We start from the raw sequence: 18,731 nt of genomic DNA, 5'->3' as shown, positions 1-18,731 counted from the left end.
CGGCCGGCCCCCCCGCCGGCCCCCCCGGGGCGCCCCCACCCCCCCCGGGCGCCGCCACCCCCCCCACACCCCCTAGGGCCTGCGATGTCGGAGCCCCGGTGGCAGGGCCGCTCGCGGTGACGAGGAGTCCCGCCACCGAAGGGCGGGAACCACGCCTCGCCCGTACGTGTGGTTCATACGCCGACGAGGGGTGGTGGGGCGCAGCGCTCGGCCAATACCCGCCAACTCCTGCTCCCCCCGTCATTTGCCTGTCGGCATTCTACTTATGGGTGTCAAGTGTATGGGCCTGGGTGAATGTACAGGCCAGTCAATTGTGTGCCGACTCGAAGTCCGTTCCGGGACCCGCATGACTCCCATGAAAACGCCGGGGTGTGCCCGCCCTGTGAGTCACCGGAGAGTGCGGCCGACGGCCGGTGGAACGCGTGCGGGAGGTTGGCCGAAAACAAATAATGAATGGCCGGTAATGCCTGGTGGCGACGGGAGTGGGAAGGTGAGGCGCCGGTTCCGCTGGACGCCGTCGTCGGGAGAGGCCTTGCCCTGACCACGACGGACGTCCGCGGGCGTCGCCCGATAAGGATCACGGCGGCCCGCGAGGGAACCGGGCGCTTCGGGAGCGCGCCGGCTTCCCGGACCGGGAAGATCACCAAAAGATATTTCCCGCTGCTGTCATTGTCCGGGCGCATCGGGCGATGGCAGGCTGACCGATATCGGAAAGGCCCCGCCGCCCACACCATTGCGCCCCAGTCGTTCCCCCGTCGATTCTCCCGTTTCTCATGCTCTCCCGCACGCCTCGGTTCGAGCCGAGGTGATGCGCCGCGCCGCGAACCGTCCGCCCGTAATGCGGTGTTCCGCGTCCGGCACTCCTCGCGTACCGAGGGGACGTTCCCCTCGGTACGAAACACAGCAGTCCGGCTCGTCCCAAGGGAGGATCATGACCACCCGTCCCGCTTCCACGGACACGGGCACCGGCCCCACCGTGCCCCCGTCGACCGACGAGGTCCGACGCCCACACGTGGCCCCCTCGCTCGTCTGGTCCGACGGGGCCATCTGTGTCATCGACCAACGAGCGCTGCCGCACGAGACCCGGTGGGCGCGTCTGGAAACCGTGGACGAGTTGATCGAAGCCATCCGATCGCTCACGGTGCGCGGCGCCCCCGCGATCGGCCTGGCCGGAGCGCTCGGCGTGGCCCTGTCCGCGCGCACACACACGGCGGACAACGGAACCACCGACATGGCAGCGGTCCGCGCCGACGCCGAAAGGATCGCGACCGCCCGGCCGACCGCGGTGAATCTGGCGTGGGCGGTCGCGCGGGTGCTCGAACGACTGCCGGAGGGGCCCGACGCGGTGCTTCGCGCGGCACAGGAGGCGATCGAGGAGGACATCACCACGAACCGGAGGGCCGCCGTCGGTGCCGCGGACCTGGTGACGGCGATCCAGCCCGACCGCCCCCTTCGTATCCTCACCCACTGCAACACCGGCCGTCTGGCCACGGCGGCGGTCGGCACCGCGCTCGGCGCGATCCTGGAACTGGCGGCCCGCGGCCGCGTGGCCGAAGTGCTGGTGGACGAGACCCGCCCCCTTCTCCAGGGCGCCCGGCTCACCACCTGGGAGCTGCGGGAGGCGGGCGTGCCCTACCGGCTGTGCCCCGACTCCGCGGCTGCGGCGGCCATGTCGAGGTCCATGGTGGACTGCGTCCTGGTGGGTGCGGACCGCATCGCCGCGAACGGTGACACGGCTAACAAGATCGGCACGTACGCGCTGGCCGTGGCAGCCGCGCGGCACGGCATTCCGTTCATCGTCGTGGCGCCGGAATCCTCGTGGGACCCCCAACTGCCGGACGGTTCCGGGATCGTGGTCGAGGAACGCGGTGCGGACGAGGTGACGACCTTGGGCGGCGTCAGGATCGCCCCCGACGACGCCCCGGTGTTCAACCCGGCCTTCGACGTCACACCGCGTGAGCTGATCACGGCAATCGTCTCCGAGTCACGGGTCCTGCGGCCGTCGCTGAAGTCGGACGACGCCCCGGACGGGGAGACGGGCGGACGGCAGAGAGGCGACGGCGCGGTGTCCGGCCACCGGATACGCGCGGCCAGGGCCCTCGCCGACTCCTGCCGCCCTCTCTACTTACAGGGCTGGATGCCGGGGACCTCGGGCAACCTCTCGGTGCGGCTGCCCGGACAGCCCTCCCGCGCGCTCATCACGGGCAGCGGCCTCGCCAAGGGCTCCCTCGGCCCGGCCGACATGGTGCTGGTGGACGCCGGCACCGGGCGGCCCGTCCTGCCCGTCGGGGACGGACCGCGTCCGTCCGCCGAGACCGCCATTCACGCGGCTGTCTACCGCTCGGTGGACGCGAACGCCGTCGTGCACGTGCACTCACCGTATGCCACGGCCCTGGCCCGGCGGCTGGGCTCGGCCGACCGGCTCTCCTGGCTGGCGCTGAAGGACCTCGAACTGCTCAAGGGGCTCGGTCTGAAGGACTCCACCCACGCCGATCTGCCCGTCTTCCCCAACTGGCCGGACGTCGCCCGTATCGCCGACGACGTGGCCGCGTACCTGTCCGACCGCCCCGAGTCGCCGCCGGTGCTTCTCCTGGCGGACCACGGAGTGACCGTCTGGGGTTGCGATCTGGGGCAGGCGCGCAACCGTCTGGAGTGCGTCGAGGCCATGTGCCAACTGCTGTTGCTCACAGGTGAGCCGGACACGACCCGTCCGGCCGCGTAACGCCTCATGCGAAAGGAAGATTCGACGTGACACTCCTGCAGATCATGCCGGACGACGCACCGGGGACGGTGCTGCTGCGAACCCGTGACGACGAGCGCGTCATCAGCGAACTCGACGCTCACGGCGTCACGTTGCGGCGCTGGCCGCTCCGGACCGGCGACACGCCGGGGCTGGACGATCAGGCATTGCTGGACCTGTACGGCGACAAGATCGAAGAGGTGCGTGACCGCGATTCCATGAAGCTCGTCGACGTGGCCCGGCTGCATCCCGCCCCCACCGAGGAATGGCGCGAACGGGCAGCCAAGGCCCGTTTGACCTTCCTGGAGGAGCACCAGCACAGTGAGGACGAGGTCCGCTTCTTCGCGCACGGCCGCGGCCTGTTCACCCTGCACCTGGACACGCATGTTCTCGCCGTCCTGTGCGAGGCCGGAGACCTGCTGTCGGTGCCCGCCGGTGTGCGCCACTGGTTCGACATGGGGGAGCGCCCCGACTTCGCGGCCATCCGCTTCTTCCAGGAGGAGGACGGCTGGGTGGGGGACTTCACCGGAGCGCCGATCGCCGACCGTTTCCCCCGGCTGGACGAGCTGACGGGAACCTCACTGTGACCAGTCTCCGCGCGAACGCGGTGGTGCTCGACATCGAGGGCACCACGGGCTCGCTGGCGCATGTGCGGGGAGTGCTGTTCCCCTACGCGCGACAGAGGCTGTCCGGCTGGCTCCAGCAGCACCGGGACGACCCCCGCCTGACGGACCTGCTGGCCGACATACGGCAGGAGTCGGGACGTCCCGGACTCGGCATCGCGGACGCGGCGGCGCAACTGGTCGCCTGGTCGGACGCGGACGTCAAGGCCGCCCCGCTCAAGAGGATCCAGGGCTGGATCTGGGCCGAAGGCTATGCGGCGGGCTCCTTGCACGGCCATGTGTACCCGGAGGTGCCCGAGGTGCTGCGCAAGTGGCGGGCCGATGGCATCAGCCTCTACACGTACTCCTCCGGATCCGCGAAGGCCCAGCTCGACTGGTTCCGCCACACCGAGTTCGGGGACCTGTCCGTTCTGCTGGACGGCCGCTTCGACCTGGAGACCGCAGGCCCCAAGAATGCCCCGGACTCGTACCGGCGGATCCGGGACATGATCGAGGTTCCGGCCGGGACGTGTGTCTTTCTGAGCGACAGCGGACCCGAACTGGACGCCGCCACCGCGGCGGGATGGCACAGCGTCGGCGTCCGCAGGGACGACGATCCGCGCGGCTCCGGTGTGCCCGATCACGTCACGGTGCCGGCCCTGACCGCCCTGAGCGTGCGGCCGGCGAAGGACTCCGACCGTACCCCTGAGAAGAACACCGGAAAGGTGCCCTCCGCATGAACACCGCTCGTGATGCCCTCGCTCGTGCCGAGATCGGAGTGATCGGTGGCACCGGGTTCTACGCCTTGCTGTCCGACGCCACGCAAGTCACCGTGTCCACCCCGTACGGGGACCCGGCCGACGCCGTGACGGTGGGCACGGTCGGCGGCCGACGGGTCGCCTTCCTGCCCCGGCACGGCCGCGACCACTCCCTGCCGCCCCACCGCATCAACTACCGGGCGAACATCTGGTCGTTGCGCTCCCTCGGCGTCGGGCAGATCATCGCCCCCTGCGCCGTGGGATCGCTGCGCCGCGAACTCGGACCGGGCACCGTCGTCGTCCCGGACCAGGTGGTGGACCGTACGGCAGGCCGGCAGGCGACCTTCTTCGACGACGTCGTCTCCCATGTGTCGTTCGCGGACCCCTACTGCGCTGCGGGCCGGGCCGCCGTGCTCAAGGCGGGGGCCGAGAGCGGCGGCGAGCCGCTCGTCGACGGGGGAGCGATGGTCGTGATCGAGGGCCCGCGCTTCTCCACCCGCGCCGAGTCCCAGTGGTACGCGGCGCAGGGGTGGTCGCTGGTGAACATGACGGGGATGCCGGAGGCGTCCCTCGCCCGCGAACTGGCCCTGTGCTACACGTCGGTGGCGCTGGTGACGGATCTGGACGCGGGACTCGACGCCGAGGAGAGCGTGGCCCAGGAGGACGTCTACGAGGTCTTCTCCCGCAATCTCGGGCGCCTGCGCGATCTGGTCCTGGCCACGGTGGCCCGGCTTCCCGAGGACCGTGTTTGCCCCTGCGCACGCGCGCTGGACGGCTTGGACGCGCCTTTCCTCGCCGACTGAACGTCGCTCCGGGGCCGCTCCGGGGATGTGGGGTCCGGCAGCGGTTCGGTACGCCGCCGGACCCCACGTCCCCCGCGAAGAAGCGGGATGTCCGATGCCACGAGGAACCGCACGGTCACGCGCGGCTGAAGGCCAGAACGGTGTTCTGACCGCCGAAGCCCATCGAGTTGCTCAGCGCGAGGCCGACCTCGTGGGCCGTCGGGGCCGTGACCGCGTTGATGTCGATCTCCGGGTCCAGGTCCGTGAGGTTGGCCGTCGGAGGGATGACGCCCTCCTCGACGGTGAGCACCGTGTAGGCGGCCTCGACCGCTCCCGCCGCACCGAGGAGATGTCCGGTGACTCCCTTGGTGGAGCTGACGAACGGCCCGCCGGGGACGACTCTGCGCAGCGTCCTCGACTCCGCGAGGTCGTTGAGCGGCGTGGACGTGCCGTGTGCGTTGATGTACGAGACGTCGCCCGGCGCGGCGCCGGCGTCGGCCAGTGCCTGGCGTATGGCCTGTTCCAGACCGCGTCCTTCGGGATGGGGTGCGGTGATGTGATGAGCGTCCGCGCTCGTTCCGTGGCCGAGGACCCGGGCGCGGACGCGAGCACTCCTGGCACGCGCGTCCGCGGTGCGTTCGAGGACGAGGAGTCCGGCGCCTTCCCCGGCGACGAAGCCGTCGCGTTCGCGGTCGAAGGGGCGCGAGGCCCCTTCGGGGTGCTCGCTGCGCCGGGACAGGGCGCCCATATTGGCGAAGCCCGACATGGCCAGCGGCGTGATCATCGCCTCACTGCCTCCGGCCAGGACGACATCGCATCGCCCGAGCGTCAGCAGGTCGCACGCGGTGGCCACGGCGGTGCTGCCGGAGGCGCAGGCCGTGGCCACCACGAGATTCGGGCCCGTGGCGCCGAACTCGATCGCCACCTGTCCGGCCAGCATGTTCGGCAGATGCATGGCGAGCAGCAGCGGTGTCACACGCTGGGGCTTCTGGCCGAGGAGCACCTCGTGCTGCTGCTCGTACGTGTGGATGCCGCCCGCGGCACTTCCCAGGACCACGCCCACCCGGGCGCCGTCCCAGCCGGCGGGGTCCAAACCGGAATCGGCCAGGGCCTCACGGGCGGCGACCAGGGCGAACTGGACGAAGCGGTCGAGGCGGCGGGCCCTCCCGCCGCCCAGCAGACGATCGGGATCGAAGCCGGGGACCCGGCAGGACAGCTCGACCGGCATGCCCTTCAGTTCGGGGTCGAGGGCGGCCCTGGTCCCTCGGGCCGCGCGCACTGCCGCCCAGTTGTGCCCGACGCCAACCCCGGCCGGGGTGACGAGCCCGAGGCCGGTGACCGCGATGTCGGTCGGCAGTGTCATACCGCGCCCTGGGCTGCCCGGTCCTCCACCAGTCGGCCCACGTCGGCGAGGGTGGCCAGGTCGCGCAGCTCGTGGTCCTGGATGTCCACACCCAGATCGCGTTCGAGGATGACGGTCAGCTCCACCAGGGTGAGGGAGTCGAACTCGACCTCCTCCAGGGTCGCCTCCGGCCGTATCAGATCGGAGGAGACCTTGAGCTCATCAAGCAAGATCTTCTTGAGCGCCTCAAAACCGTTCATGTCAGCTCCTTGACCGTTGTGTCGGTGAAATCGTGAGCGTGCGGCCCGGCCGGGTGGCCCGGATCAGCCGACGCTGTCCAGCGAGGGCCAGACGAGTGTTGCCGCACCCCAGGCGAGCCCGCCGCCGAAGGCCGTGATCAGTACCCGTTGGCCGGGGGTCAGACCGCTGCCGGCGTTGTCCTCGTCGAGCAGTACCGGCACCGATGCGGCGGCGGTGTTGCCCATGTGCGCGATGTTGGAGGCCACCTTCTCGGGCGGAATGCCGAGGGTGCCGCCCAACGCCGCAGTGATCCGGGCATTGGCCTGATGGGCCACCAGCCGGTCGACGTCCGAGAGCTCCCAGCCCGCCCTCGCCGTCGCCTCGCGGCAGGAGGACGCCATGTGCCGTACCGCGTGGCGGAAGATCTCCCGGCCCTGCAGCTGGAGGAACCGGGACTCCCCTTCGGCGGGCACGCGTCGGCGGGCGCCTCCGGCGGGCACGTGCAGGAGCTCGCTTCCGCTGCCGTCGCTGCCGAGCACGAGGGAGGTGATCGCTCCCGGCTCGTCCGGCCGGCCGGCCCTCAGCACGACGGCCCCCGCGCCGTCTCCGAAGATCGCGGCGGTGGTGCGGTCGTCGGGGTCGACGAGACTGGTGAACGCCTCGGCGCCGATCAGCAGAACCCGCTCGGCGATGCCGGCGGCGATGAGACCGGCGGCCGTGCCCAGGCCGTAGACGAACCCCGCGCAGACGGCAGATACATCGAAGGCGGCGACCTGGTCCAGGCCCAGCCGGGACGCCACGGACGGCGCTGTCGCCGGGCAGAGCTCGTCCGGTGTGGACGTCGCCAGCACCACGGCGTCGGCCGCGTCGGATCCCGAGGACTTCAGCGCGCGACGGCCGGCCTCGACGGCGAGGTCCGAGGTCGACATACCCGCCGTGACGCGGTGGCGACTCGTGATGCCCGTGCGGGAGCGGATCCATTCGTCGGTGGTGTCGAGCCGCGACGCCAGTTGCGTGTTGGTCAGTATGTCGGGCGGTATCCAGGATCCGATGCCGGCCAGAACGGCGGCACGAGGGGATGCGTAGGTCATACCAGATGACTCCGTGGTCCTGAGGGACGAAGAGGAAGTGGCGGCGGGCGGGGAGGACGGCTCCACCGATGTCGGCACAGGGAGGTCGTGGCACTGGACGAGTGGGCCCTCGGTCTGTCGATCGAGGGGGCGTCGACCGCGTGCTCAGGCCCGGAACAAGCCGTGGCCAACGGAAGTCGTGACGCTTCTCGTGCCGGGGCGGGGAATGGAGAGAGGTGGATCGGAGCGCCATGATCCTTCCATCGGGCGGCTTGTGTGAGCAAGAACAGGAGTCGGAAATTCCTGGTGCCTCTCTTCGGAGGTGAGGAAATTCTGGTACTCAAACCTTTGGGCTGCCCGGATACCGGGCAGTAGAGGAAATCCCGGTCCGGTGGCGGGAGTCGCGATAACCGGAGTCTCTCGTACCGGATTTGTCGGGGGAGAGGAAAGCGGGAAGGCCGTAATGGGGTGGGGGTCAATGGTGGCCGACTGCCGGGCGGACCAGTGGAGTCGGCCGGTCCGCGGCCGTACCGGCGTGGCATTCCTGTGAACCGCGGGTCAACGGGGATTCACCGTGCGGCTTCCCTCACTCGGAAGCTTCCCCGGAGATCTCTTCGGACTGTTGTCATTGTCTGTGCACGTCGGCCTGTGGCAGCCTCATGGATCACAACGTTGGCGCCCTCGGGCCGCGTCCCCCGAGCGGACGGGTGGGGACCCTATTTGGCCGGGAGGCCGCAGAAACCTTGTTCTCACCCCGCTCATTCCCGACAGTGCGATTCCGCATGTATCGGTGGTCGGCTGGTTGTAGCCGACGGGTAACTTCACTAGTCGCCCTCAGATTGAGGTAACCAAGTGGAATCTGTAACGGAAACCGACTTCGTCCGCGTTCTGCTGAAGCGTGCGCACGAGAAGCCGCACCAGCCGGCGTTCACATTCCTTGAGGGCGACCTCGATGTTGTGGGTACACTGACGTACGCGGAGCTGCATGAACAGGCCCGAGCTATGGCCGCCCGGCTGCGGGAGGCCGTTGCGCCCGGCGACCGCGTTCTGCTGCTTTACCCGGCGGGCCTCGACTACATCGTCACATTCTTCGGTTGCCTGTACGCCGGAATTATCGCCGTCCCCCTCTACGTCCCGCAGCAGCGAACGGCTCCGACGGTGGAGGCGATTGCGCGGGACTGCGCGGCCGGCGCGGTGCTGACCACGGGGCAGGGGGTGCGGCGGAAGTCCCTGTTCGCCTCGGACACACGGGTCGCGGGCCTGCCCTGGCTGGCCACGGACGAGTTCGCGGGCGACCTTCCCCCGCTGCCCGAATCCGACATCTCCCCGGACGGCATCGCCTATCTGCAGTACACCTCCGGCTCCACCTCCTCCCCCAAGGGCGTGGTCATCGACCACCGCAACGCCGTGGTCCAGTGCGCCGAGGCAGCCCTTTCCTGGCAGGTCGACGGCACCAGCCGCTGGGTGTCGTGGCTGCCGCACTTCCACGACTACGGGCAGATCGGCTCGATCCTGCTTCCCGTCTACGCCGGCTGCCACTCCGTGCTGATGGCACCGACGACCTTCGTGCGCCGCCCGGTCCGATGGCTTCAGGCGATCTCGCGGTACCACGGAACGCACACCGGGGCGCCGAACTTCGCGTACGACCTCTGCGTCGACGGAACCACCGAGGAGCAGCGGGCGGGACTGGACCTCAGCTCGCTCATCACGGTCGGCAACGGCGCCGAGCCCGTGCAGTCCGACACGCACCGGCGGTTCAGCCGGACGTTCACCCCGTACGGCCTCAAGCCCGAGGCCCTGTGCCCCTCCTACGGCCTTGCGGAGGCGACTCTGAAGGTCACCAACAAAGCGCCCGGCGCCCACGCCTCGTGGGGGACCTTCGACAAGATCACCACAGGTGCCCCCGTCACCGAACTGCCCCCCGACGACGCCGTACGCCCCCTCGTCTCGTGCGGAACGACCGTGCCGGACACCCGGGTCGCCATCGTCGAGCCGGAGACGCGTCGCCGTCTTCCCGACGGCCATGCCGGCGAGGTCTGGGTGAACGGCCCGACCGTGGCCCGCGGTTACTGGGGACGTCCGGAGGAGAGCGAGCAGACCTTCGGAGCCCGCATCGAGGGCGACGACACCGACACGTACCTCCGGACCGGCGATCTGGGCTTCCTCCACCACGGGGAGCTCTACATCTGCGGACGACTCAAGGACCTGGTCATCATCGACGGCGTCAACCACTACCCCCAGGACATCGAACAGACCGTCGAGGAGAGCCACGCCGCCGTCCGGCGTGGCCGCACCGCGGCGTTCAGCGTACGGAAGGACGGACACGAGAGCGTCGTGGTGGTGGCGGAGTGCGCCCCCCGCGCGGAGGACCACGCCGAGGAGGTCGCCGTCATGATCCGTGACGAGGTCTGGCGCCGCCATGAGATCGGCGCCTCGGTCCTCATCACCAGTGCGGGCTCCGTCCCCGTCACCACGAGCGGGAAGATCCAGCGGACGCGGTGCAAGGCCGACGTCCTGGAGGACCGTATCGCCGTTCTCGCTCGCGTCGACGCGGTCGCGGCCGGTTCCGACGGCACACCATCCGCGCGGCCCGCGCCGGCGCCCGTCGCTTCCGCGGCCGACGCGCTCCGCCTCGGCTGTCGTACGTACATCGAGAGCTGGATCGTCGAGCGGGTGCTGGACGGACAGGGGGACGTGGACGTGCGACTGCCGCTGTCCGCCCACGCCGTCACCTCACGGCACATGCTGGAACTGCACCAGGGCCTTGAGGACTGGAGCGGACTCCGGCTGCCACCGGAGCTGATGTGGGAATCGGAGTCGATCGACGCGCTGGCCGGCCTGGTCGCGGACCGGCTGGCCCGTCCCACCGCGGACACCACGGGTGCGGGGGTGAACCGATGAGGATCGCTGCCGTCTCCGCTGCCCTGCCGTCCCGACGCGTCACCAACGACGACATCCTCGGCTTGGTCCGCGAGCACAGCGCGGCCGGCTTCGAGGGCGATATGGAGGACGCACTCCGGAAGATCAGCTTCTGGCTCGCCTACTCGGGATCCGAGGCCCGCCTGTGGTCCACCGAGCAGGAGCGTCCGATCGACCTGTTGGTACGCGCGGCCGAACAGGCCCTCGACGAGGCGGGAATGGCGCGCGAGAGCATCGATGTCGTCATCTACACCGGCATCGGCAGGGGGTTCCTGGAGCCGGGCGGCGCGTACCACGCGGCAGCGGCCCTGGGCATCGAGCGGGCCCAGTGCTTCGACGTCCTGGACGCGTGCATGAGCTGGACGCGGGCGGTACAGCTGGCCGAGGGCCTGTTCGCCTCGGGGGCGTGCCGCACAGCGATGCTCGTCAACGCCGAGTTCAACATGCGGCCGGGCGGGGCCGTCTACCCGGACGTGTTCACCCTGCGACACGCTGACGAGATCACCTGGAGTTTCCCCGCCTACACCCTCGGAGAGGCCGCGTCCGCGACGATCCTGACCGCGGAAGGGGAGACTCCCTGGTCCTTCGAGTTCTCGTCGCGCCCGGACCTGGCGGAGCTGTGCAACATCCCCATGGCGGGCTACGCGGACTTCTCCCTGCCGTCGGAGAAGGTGGCCAGGAACGGGGTCGGCCGGTTCACCTCCTTCGGATTCGACCTGCACGAGGCCGCCCGCATCGAGGCCATGGAGGTGTTCAAGCGCCTCGACGCACCGGCGGACGAGGTCACGGCGGTCTTCACGCACGCCTCGTCGAAACGGTTCTGGCAGGAGATGGCGGACACCGTCGGCCTGCGCGACCAGATCTTCCACGTCTTCCAGGACACCGGAAACATCGTCTCGGCCTCGGTGCCGACCGCCATCGCCACCGCGGTGGGCGAGGGGCGCCTGAGCCGGGGAGACCGTGCGATCGGCTGGGTCGGAAGCGCCGGCATGTCCTTCAGCGCCTTCTCATTCGTTTACTGACCGGAGGACGGAAAAATGGGCACACCGCTGAAGTCCGTCGGCAACGCGTTGGGGCACGGTTTCGGGTACGCCGTATCGCGCTTCCGGTCCAACCGTGACGAGCTGCGGGCCGAGGAGGCCGAGCGGCTGCTGGACTGCCTCGTGGAGGCAGGGCCGATCTACATGAAGCTGGGCCAGTTGCTCGCCACACGGTCGGACCTGGTCCCCTCCGAGTGGGCCGACAAGCTCCGCACACTCCAGGACGACGCTCCGCACATGGACGCGGCCACCACACAGGCCGTCGTCACACGGGAACTGCGCGCGCCCATGAACAGCGTCTTCCGGGAGTTCGACCTCGAACCGGTGGCCAGCGGTTCGGTCGCCCAGGTGCACCGGGCCCGGCTGCTGGACGGCCAGCAGGTCGCCGTGAAGCTGGTGAAGGAAGGCGTGCCCGAGCACATCGAGCAGAATCTGCGCATCATGGGCCGGGGCGTCCGCCTCGCCGAGAAGGTGGTCCCGGTCGTGGCCGCCTCGGACGGCCTGCGGCGCTTCACCGAGGTCGCCACGTTGTTCCGCTCCCAGGCCGACATGCTGCAGGAAGCGGTTCGGCAGAAGGAGGTGTACCGGAACTTCCAGGGCCATCCCTACGTTCGGGTGCCGCGCGTGATTCCCGATCTGGTGACCCCGCGCATGCTCACCATGGAGTTCATGGAAGGCATCCGCGGGAACGCCGCCCACCAGGCGCGGCTGCCGGCGGCGCAGCTGGCCCGGCGCCTGCAGGACACGATCTACACGATGCTGTACATGCACGGCCTGTCCCACGGAGACCCGCACCCCGGGAACATCCTCTTCTCCGAGGAGGGCGAGCTGATCCTGCTCGACTTCGGGATCACGGTCGCACTGACCGAGGACGAGAAGTGGGGCCTGTCCTCGTTCTACTACGCGTGTACCCGCAAGGAGTGGGACATCGCCGTGGAGCGGTTCACCGCCCACTTCGTCACCGGCGGCGAGCAGTTGCGCGAGAGCTGGGCCGATTACCGGTCCGAACTCGTGGCGGCACTGGAGCACCACTTCGACACCGCCTCGAACCGGTGGTCGACGATCAGCTACTTCCGGGACGTCAGCGACATCCTGCGGAAGTACGGTGCCCGGTACACCACCAGTTTCACCAAGGTCGAGCTGGTCTTCCTGTCGTGCGAGGGGTTCGCCACGCAGCTCGACCCGGAGATCAACATCTGGGAGAACGCCCGCAAGTTCACGGACCGGTACTCGCCCTACATGAGCAAGACGGTGCGCGAACGGTTCGACGAGCAGTTCACGATCCAGATACCGGGCTCCCTGAAGATGCGGGACCGGGCGGACCGTTCGCTTGTCGCGCCGACCCATATCCACCGCTACTTCTTCCCCAGCACCTACCCGATCTTCGTCAAGGAAGCCCGGGCCGGCCGGGTCCGGGACGTCGACGGCAATGAGTACGTGGACCTCTCCGGCGGGTACGGGCCGCACATCCTCGGCTACTCGCATCCGGTGGTCAACGAGGCGATCACCTCGGGTGTGGCGGCCGGCCTGGTGAACGGGATAGGTCACGAGCCGGAGGTGGAGCTGGCCGAAATGCTCGTCGACGCCTTCCCGGCGGCGGACCGGGCACTGCTGTGCAACTCCGGCACCGAGGCCGTGCTCCTGGCGATACGGCTGTGCCGCGCGGCCCGCAAGCGCAAGGTCGTGGCCAAGTTCGAGGGCCACTACCACGGTTTCTCGGACCAGGGCATGGTCAGCTCCTGGTTCCGCTTCACCGGTCACAAGCACGCACCCGAGCCGATAGCCGGAACCCTCGGCTCGAACGCGGACGTCGTGGAGAACACGATGGTGCTCCAGTACGGGGACATAGGCGGTCTGGAGCGGCTGCGCGAGCACGCCGACGAGCTCGCCTGCGTCATCGCGGAGCCGATGCCGTCCTCGACGACGACGTTCGACCTGGAATTCCTCTCCGCGCTGCGCAAGGTGTGCACCGAGACGGGCGTTCCCCTGGTGTTCGACGAGGTCGTCACGGGATTCCGGGTGGAGTACGGCGGGGCCCAGACGATGGCCGGGATCGAGCCGGACCTCACCTGCCTGGGAAAGATCATCGGCGGTGGCCTGCCCTGTGGTGCGGTGGTCGGACGCGCCGGACTGGTGGAGATGTGCAGGAGCTCCGAGGACCCCTTCCTCGACTACGAGCAGAAGGCCTTCGCCGGTGGCACGCTCAGCGGCAACTCGCTGACATGCCGGGCGGGTACGGCGGTGCTCACCCATCTGCGTGCGAACCAGCATCTGTACGAGGAGCTGGAGACCAAGACGCGATGGCTGCGGGACGCGTTCGCCGAGAGCACCGGCAAACACGGTATCTCCTGCCGTATCAACGCCCGCAACTCGATCTTCTCGGTCAACTTCAGCCACCGGTCGGCGGGCATCTACCGGGAGCGGATGGCCGGCAGCAACTTCAAGGCCACCATCGCGCTCGCCTACTACATGCGACAGCACGGCGTGTACATGCCCGAGTTGCACAGCTTCCTGCTCAGCACCGCACATACGGACGAGGACCTGAACGCCACGAGCAAGGCCTTCGACCTCAGTGTGGCGGACATGGCGAAAGACGGCTTCTTCATGACGTGAGTGCCCGCGGCGCCCTGCCCCGCCGGGGCGCCGCGCACCGCGCACCGGGCATCCGGCCCGCCCCCCTTTCGGCCCGGATGCCTTCGCCGGCCGTTCCGCGGCCGACGTACCAGGTTCAGCACGCTCGATGAGGATGGGTGACCATGAGCTCGAAGGACTCAGAGAAGTGGATTCTGTACAGCACGTGCGACGAGGACTCCGACTCCGAGATGCGGGCCCTGGACGTCTCGGCGGGTGAGGACGTGCTGAGTGTCACGGGCAGTGGCTGCCGCACCCTGAGCCTGGTCGCGAACCACCCCCGGTCGGTCATCTCGGTGGACATGGCCCCCGGCCAGAACTACCTGCTCGAAGTGAAACTGGCGGCGATCAGGCACTTCGACTACGACTCGCTCCTCGCCCTTCTCGGGATCGATCCCTGTCCGGACCGGTGGCGGCTGTTCGTACAGCTCCAGGACAAGATCAGCCCCGCGGCGTTCCGCTACTTCCTGCGGCACCGCAAGGAGGTCCGGCGGGGCCTGGTCATGTCGGGCCGACACGAGAAGTTCTACAAGCGTGTGGTCGCGCCCTCGATGCGGCTCCTGTACGGCCGCGCCATGCGCGATCTGTTCTCGGCGCAGACGCTGGAGGAGCAGAGGGTCATCTATCAGCGGAGGATCGACGGCGTCATGTGGCGGACCCTGGTCCGCCACGGTTTCTCCGAGCGCATCCTCAAGTTCGTCCTGAACGACCCCGGTTACCGCATCACGATCGATGTGGACTCCGTGGGTGGCTACATACTTGAGCGCGTTCACCACACATTCATGAACCATCTCGCCAAGGACAACCACTGGCTCGCGTTCACGTTCCTGGGACGCTATCCGCACCGCGGCACCCTGCCGCACTACCTGCTGCGGGAGAACTACGAGGCGATCCGCTCCGCTCCGACGAAAGTCGAGATCGTGACGGGGAACCTCATCGAGTACATACAGAAGGCTCCTGACGGATCGTTGGACAAGTTCTCCCTGTCCGATGTGACAAGCTGTATCCCCCAGGACGGTTTCGACCAGATCATGCGGAACATCGCTCGTGCCGGCAGGCCCGGCGGGCGGGTGTGCTACCGGAATTTTCTGGCGAAACACCAGGTGCCTGAAGAAGCACGCTCCACGTTGTTCCGGGACGAGATGCTCAGTACGTCGCTCACTCACGACGACAAGGCATTCGTCTACGACATCGAGGTGCTCACAGTAAAGGGCTAGCCCGCATGGGCGGCCTGAAAGGAAGGTGTCCGAAATGACAACCGAGACCACCAGGGTGGAGACGGCCGGCGGCCGGATCGACCTCCGACGTGTCGGGCAGGGCAGGACCGTCCTGTTCGTACATGGCCTGATGGTCAACGGGCACGTGTGGGACCCGCTGATCGCGGGATTGCGCGACCGGTGCCACATGGTGCTGCCCGACCTGCCCTTAGGCGGGCACCGTACCCCCCTGGACCCGGATGCGGACTGCTCCTTGGAAGCGCATGCGGCGCGTGTCCTGGATATCGCGCGGGAGCTTCCCGGGCCCATTGTGCTGGTGGGCAACGACACCGGCGGGGCGATCGCCCAGATCGCCGTGGCGCGGGAACCGGAACTCTTCGAGCGGCTGGTGCTCCTCCCCTCGGACGCCTTCGACAACTGCCCCCCGAAACTCCTTGTCCCCATGCGCGCACTGCTCGGGATCCCCGGCGCCGTCGGCGTGGTGACGCGGGCGCTGAGACTGGGCCTCGCCAAGCGGGCGTTGATGGCGGTGGTGGCACGCAGCAAGGTCCCGACGGACCGTATCGACGAGATGCTGGGTGAACTGCCGGGCAACCGCGGTGTGCAGCGGGATTTCGTCAAGTTGCTGGACGGATTGCGGCCGGCGGTCACCAGAGCGGTGGCGGAGGAACTGCACCGGTTCAAGGGGCCCGTCCTCATCGTCTGGTCGCGGAAGGATCCCCTTTTCCCGTTCGGTCACGCGGAGAAGCTGGCCGGCTGCTTTTCCCGGAGCTCGGTCGCCATCGCCGAGAAATCGCGTGCCTTCGTCTCGCTCGACGAGCCGGACTGGCTCACCGAGCGGCTCGCGGAATTCATTGACGGCGGCGGGCCGTCGCACGATGCCATGTAGAGAGGCGCATACGTGTCCATGAACTTCATGGTCGAGGAACTGGCCACTGCTGAACGCCTGTTCCCCGGCCTCGATCAGAGGCTCCGCGAGGTACCTGTAGCCGAGCTGGAGTCCGGAAAGTCTCCCGGACTCGCCATATTCCGGGAGTTCGGTGGACCCGCTCTCATGGTTCCCAAGGAATACGGCGGGCTCGCGGCCTCCTTGGCGGAGGGCCTGCACGTCCAGCGACTGCTGGGCGCGCGGTCCCCGTCCCTGTCCCTGGCCGCGAACATGCACCACTGCACGGTCATGGCGATGCCGCCGTGCCCCGCCACGGAGGAACTGCTCACCGCGGTTGTGGAGAACAGGTTGTACCTTGCGTCAGGCTTCGGTGAGGGCAAGCCGGCCGCCAGCATCCTTGTGCCGATGCTGAGGGCCGAGCGCCACGGCGACGGGTGGCGCCTCAACGGGGCGAAGAAGCCTTGCAGCCTCGCGGAGTCGATGGACTTCCTCACGGCCAGTGTCATGGTGACGTCGCCGGACACGGGCGAGAAGGAGATGGCCCTCGCGATCATCCCGGCCGGTGCCGAGGGGATCGAGGTACGGCCGCTCGGGGACGCGCAGGTGCTGCCGGGCTCCGAAACCCGTGAGGTGGTGCTGACCGACGTCGATGTGCCGGACGGGCACATATCGTCCCTGGGCGACCCCCAGAGCCTGAACGCTGCGCTCGCGATGGTCTTTCACGTCTTCGAGCTGATGGTCTCGGCCAGCTACATCGGTGTGGCCAGCGGGCTGGTCGAGTCGGTGCTCAAGGAGCGTCGCGGTTCCGCCGTGGAGCGGATCGAGCTCGTCGGCGATCTGGAGACCGCCATGGCCTCGCTGGAAGCCGTGGCCCGTGCGGTGACGCAGGGGGACGACGATCCGCAGGGCGTCGCCCGCGCTCTGTACGTGCGGTACTCCGCGCAGCGCACCGTCGCGCGCGTAGCCGCGCACGCCACCGAACTGCTCGGCGGCGGGTCGTACATGATCAGCGGCTTCAGTACGACGTACTTCATGTCGGCCCGTGCCCTGGCGCTTCATCCGCCGGCCAGGAGTGCCATGGCCGAGCCTCTCGACCGCTTCATCGTGGGCGGGCCTCTCGTGATGCCGTGACGTGCCGTGGGGGCCGCGGGGATGCCGTTGCGTGCGGCATCCCCGCGGCTTCCAGCGGGAGCCGTGAAGTCCCTTCCCACCGCGTCGGCCTTGCCGGGAGTCAGGAGCATCAGCCGTGAAGCCGCAACGGACCGAAGACGTAGAGCCACCGGCCGGGAAGCTCCTGTGGATTCCCTGCCGGGACGAGCCGGTCCCGCACCTCTGCCGACGGGTGCTGGACGCCCTGGGCACCGGGACCGAGATCCTGACGATGACACCGGCCGGACACCGCGACGAGCCGCACCTGATCCCGGGCGAGGACATCGACGGTCTGGTGGCCCGTGCGGCGTGCCGGCTCGGCGAGGCGGGCTACGCCATCTACGACTGTGGCCCCGGGGGCGCGACCGGATACGCCCTGGCGCGTGCGCTGGTGGCCGCCGGTCACCGTGGTCCGCGGCACCTGTTCGTATCGGCCGGTCCGTCGACGGAGTGCCGTTGCCCCGGAACGGACCGGGCCGTCGAGGTCACAGACCCGTGCAAACCCCACGACAGCTACCGTCCCTACGGCTGTCCGGCCGGGCCATCGCGGCTGCGGTGTCCGGTCACGGTGATCGCGGGCCACGAGGAGTCCGCCGTGTGTGAACGCTGCACGGACGACCTGTGGGCCGAACGTGCCGCGGCTCCCGTGACACACCTCAGGGCCGATACCGCGGGTCAGGGGCTCGGGGAACCCCACGCACGGCGTATCGCCGGACGGATTCGTACGGTGCTGGCCGAGGATCCCGCGCTGCTGTCCGCCCCGTCTGTGACCCGGGAGATGTTCCGGGAGGCGATGGCACGGGTCGCCGCCCCCGTTTCCGTGGTCACCACCCTGTGCCGCGAGGACGGGAAACCGCGCGCCTTCACCGCGAGCGCGATGTGCAGCCTCTCCGAGGATCCGCCGCTGCTTCTCGTCTGCGTCAACCGGGCCGGCCGTGCCCATGACGTCTTCACCACGGCGGACCGCTTCCTCGTCAATGTGCTCACGCACGAACAGGCCCATGTGGCGAAGGCGTTCGCGCGGCACGATAGGGCGGAGGCGGAAGCGGAACTCGCCCGGCTGGAGGGCGGGCTGCCGGGGCTGTCCGGTGCGGCGGCACGTTTCCTCTGCACGCGCGAGAACGTTCTCCCGGGAGGCGACCACAGCATCCTCATGGGCCGCCTGGAGTCCATCACCCTGCTGGACGAAACGCCTCTGATCCACTACCGGAGGAACTGGCACCGGCCCCTGGCCGTGCCGGCGATGCCCCCGGTCACCACGGGACCGAACTGAGGCGAGCGCCACGTAGGGACAAGGGGACGGGAGACCCCAGGCACCCGGCCGGAGCCGAGGCCGTGCAAGTCCAGGGGCG

The 18,731-nt window shown here is 69.0% G+C and carries 14 protein-coding genes; 11 read left to right on the top strand and 3 right to left on the bottom strand.

From position 1 onward, the window contains the following. The first annotated feature begins 931 nt into the window (after positions 1-931). Genes mtnA through ACFW9Z_RS22135 form a run of 4 tightly spaced genes read left to right on the top strand, consistent with a single transcriptional unit; the run spans position 932 to position 4,903 of the window. A complete protein-coding gene (mtnA, locus tag ACFW9Z_RS22150) occupies positions 932-2,722 on the top strand; it encodes an S-methyl-5-thioribose-1-phosphate isomerase (RefSeq protein ID WP_384643549.1) in 1,791 nt (596 codons plus the stop codon). 26 nt (positions 2,723-2,748) lie between these two features. Beyond that, the gene (locus ACFW9Z_RS22145; protein ID WP_384643546.1) at positions 2,749-3,327 is read left to right on the top strand and encodes an acireductone dioxygenase; all 579 of its coding nucleotides are present in this window, start codon (positions 2,749-2,751) and stop codon (positions 3,325-3,327) included. Then, positions 3,324-4,082 (top strand): acireductone synthase, encoded by a 759-nt coding sequence (mtnC, locus tag ACFW9Z_RS22140; RefSeq protein WP_384643543.1) that lies wholly within the window; start codon positions 3,324-3,326, stop codon positions 4,080-4,082. Before ACFW9Z_RS22145 ends, mtnC begins: the two co-directional genes overlap by 4 nt. Next, positions 4,079-4,903, top strand: a complete 825-nt coding sequence (locus ACFW9Z_RS22135; protein WP_384643540.1) for an S-methyl-5'-thioadenosine phosphorylase — start codon at positions 4,079-4,081, stop codon at positions 4,901-4,903. The genes mtnC and ACFW9Z_RS22135 overlap by 4 nt, the downstream gene beginning before the upstream one ends. A 115-nt stretch (positions 4,904-5,018) precedes the next feature. On the opposite strand, the gene ACFW9Z_RS22130 is transcribed toward ACFW9Z_RS22135, so the two are convergent. From ACFW9Z_RS22130 to ACFW9Z_RS22120, 3 genes are all read right to left on the bottom strand, one after another. Continuing rightward, the gene (locus ACFW9Z_RS22130) at positions 5,019-6,245 is read right to left on the bottom strand and encodes a beta-ketoacyl-[acyl-carrier-protein] synthase family protein (RefSeq protein ID WP_384643537.1); all 1,227 of its coding nucleotides are present in this window, start codon (positions 6,243-6,245) and stop codon (positions 5,019-5,021) included. Then, a complete protein-coding gene (locus tag ACFW9Z_RS22125) occupies positions 6,242-6,484 on the bottom strand; it encodes an acyl carrier protein (protein ID WP_384643534.1) in 243 nt (80 codons plus the stop codon). The genes ACFW9Z_RS22130 and ACFW9Z_RS22125 overlap by 4 nt, the downstream gene beginning before the upstream one ends. A 63-nt stretch (positions 6,485-6,547) precedes the next feature. Beyond that, on the bottom strand, positions 6,548-7,555 hold the full coding sequence (locus ACFW9Z_RS22120; RefSeq protein WP_384643531.1) for a beta-ketoacyl-ACP synthase III: 1,008 nt from the start codon (positions 7,553-7,555) through the stop codon (positions 6,548-6,550). Between the two features lie 831 nt (positions 7,556-8,386). Here ACFW9Z_RS22120 and ACFW9Z_RS22115 point away from each other — a divergent pair. The 7 genes from ACFW9Z_RS22115 (at position 8,387) to ACFW9Z_RS22085 (ending at position 18,652) form a co-directional block, all read left to right on the top strand. Beyond that, positions 8,387-10,435, top strand: coding sequence for an AMP-binding protein (locus ACFW9Z_RS22115; RefSeq protein WP_384643528.1), 2,049 nt, complete (start codon positions 8,387-8,389; stop codon positions 10,433-10,435). Further along, positions 10,432-11,475, top strand: coding sequence for a 3-oxoacyl-[acyl-carrier-protein] synthase III C-terminal domain-containing protein (locus ACFW9Z_RS22110; RefSeq protein WP_384643526.1), 1,044 nt, complete (start codon positions 10,432-10,434; stop codon positions 11,473-11,475). Before ACFW9Z_RS22115 ends, ACFW9Z_RS22110 begins: the two co-directional genes overlap by 4 nt. Before the next feature lie 15 nt (positions 11,476-11,490). Next, on the top strand, positions 11,491-14,106 hold the full coding sequence (locus ACFW9Z_RS22105) for an aminotransferase class III-fold pyridoxal phosphate-dependent enzyme (RefSeq protein WP_384643523.1): 2,616 nt from the start codon (positions 11,491-11,493) through the stop codon (positions 14,104-14,106). A gap of 143 nt (positions 14,107-14,249) precedes the next feature. After that, a complete protein-coding gene (locus tag ACFW9Z_RS22100) occupies positions 14,250-15,341 on the top strand; it encodes a DUF3419 family protein (RefSeq protein ID WP_384643520.1) in 1,092 nt (363 codons plus the stop codon). A gap of 34 nt (positions 15,342-15,375) precedes the next feature. After that, positions 15,376-16,230: an alpha/beta fold hydrolase gene (locus tag ACFW9Z_RS22095; RefSeq protein WP_384643517.1), complete on the top strand. Its 855-nt coding sequence runs from the start codon at positions 15,376-15,378 to the stop codon at positions 16,228-16,230. Positions 16,231-16,395: 165 nt separating this feature from the next. After that, entirely contained in the window at positions 16,396-17,361 is a 966-nt protein-coding gene (locus ACFW9Z_RS22090) for an acyl-CoA dehydrogenase (RefSeq protein ID WP_384643514.1), read from the top strand. 115 nt (positions 17,362-17,476) lie between these two features. Beyond that, complete coding sequence (locus ACFW9Z_RS22085; RefSeq protein WP_384643511.1) at positions 17,477-18,652, top strand: flavin reductase; 1,176 nt, start codon at positions 17,477-17,479, stop codon at positions 18,650-18,652. Positions 18,653-18,731 lie beyond the last annotated feature (79 nt).

The organism is Streptomyces sp. NPDC059452, assembly GCF_042750035.1.
GTDB lineage: Bacteria > Actinomycetota > Actinomycetes > Streptomycetales > Streptomycetaceae > Streptomyces.
This window is presented reverse-complemented; position numbering and strand designations above follow the sequence as displayed.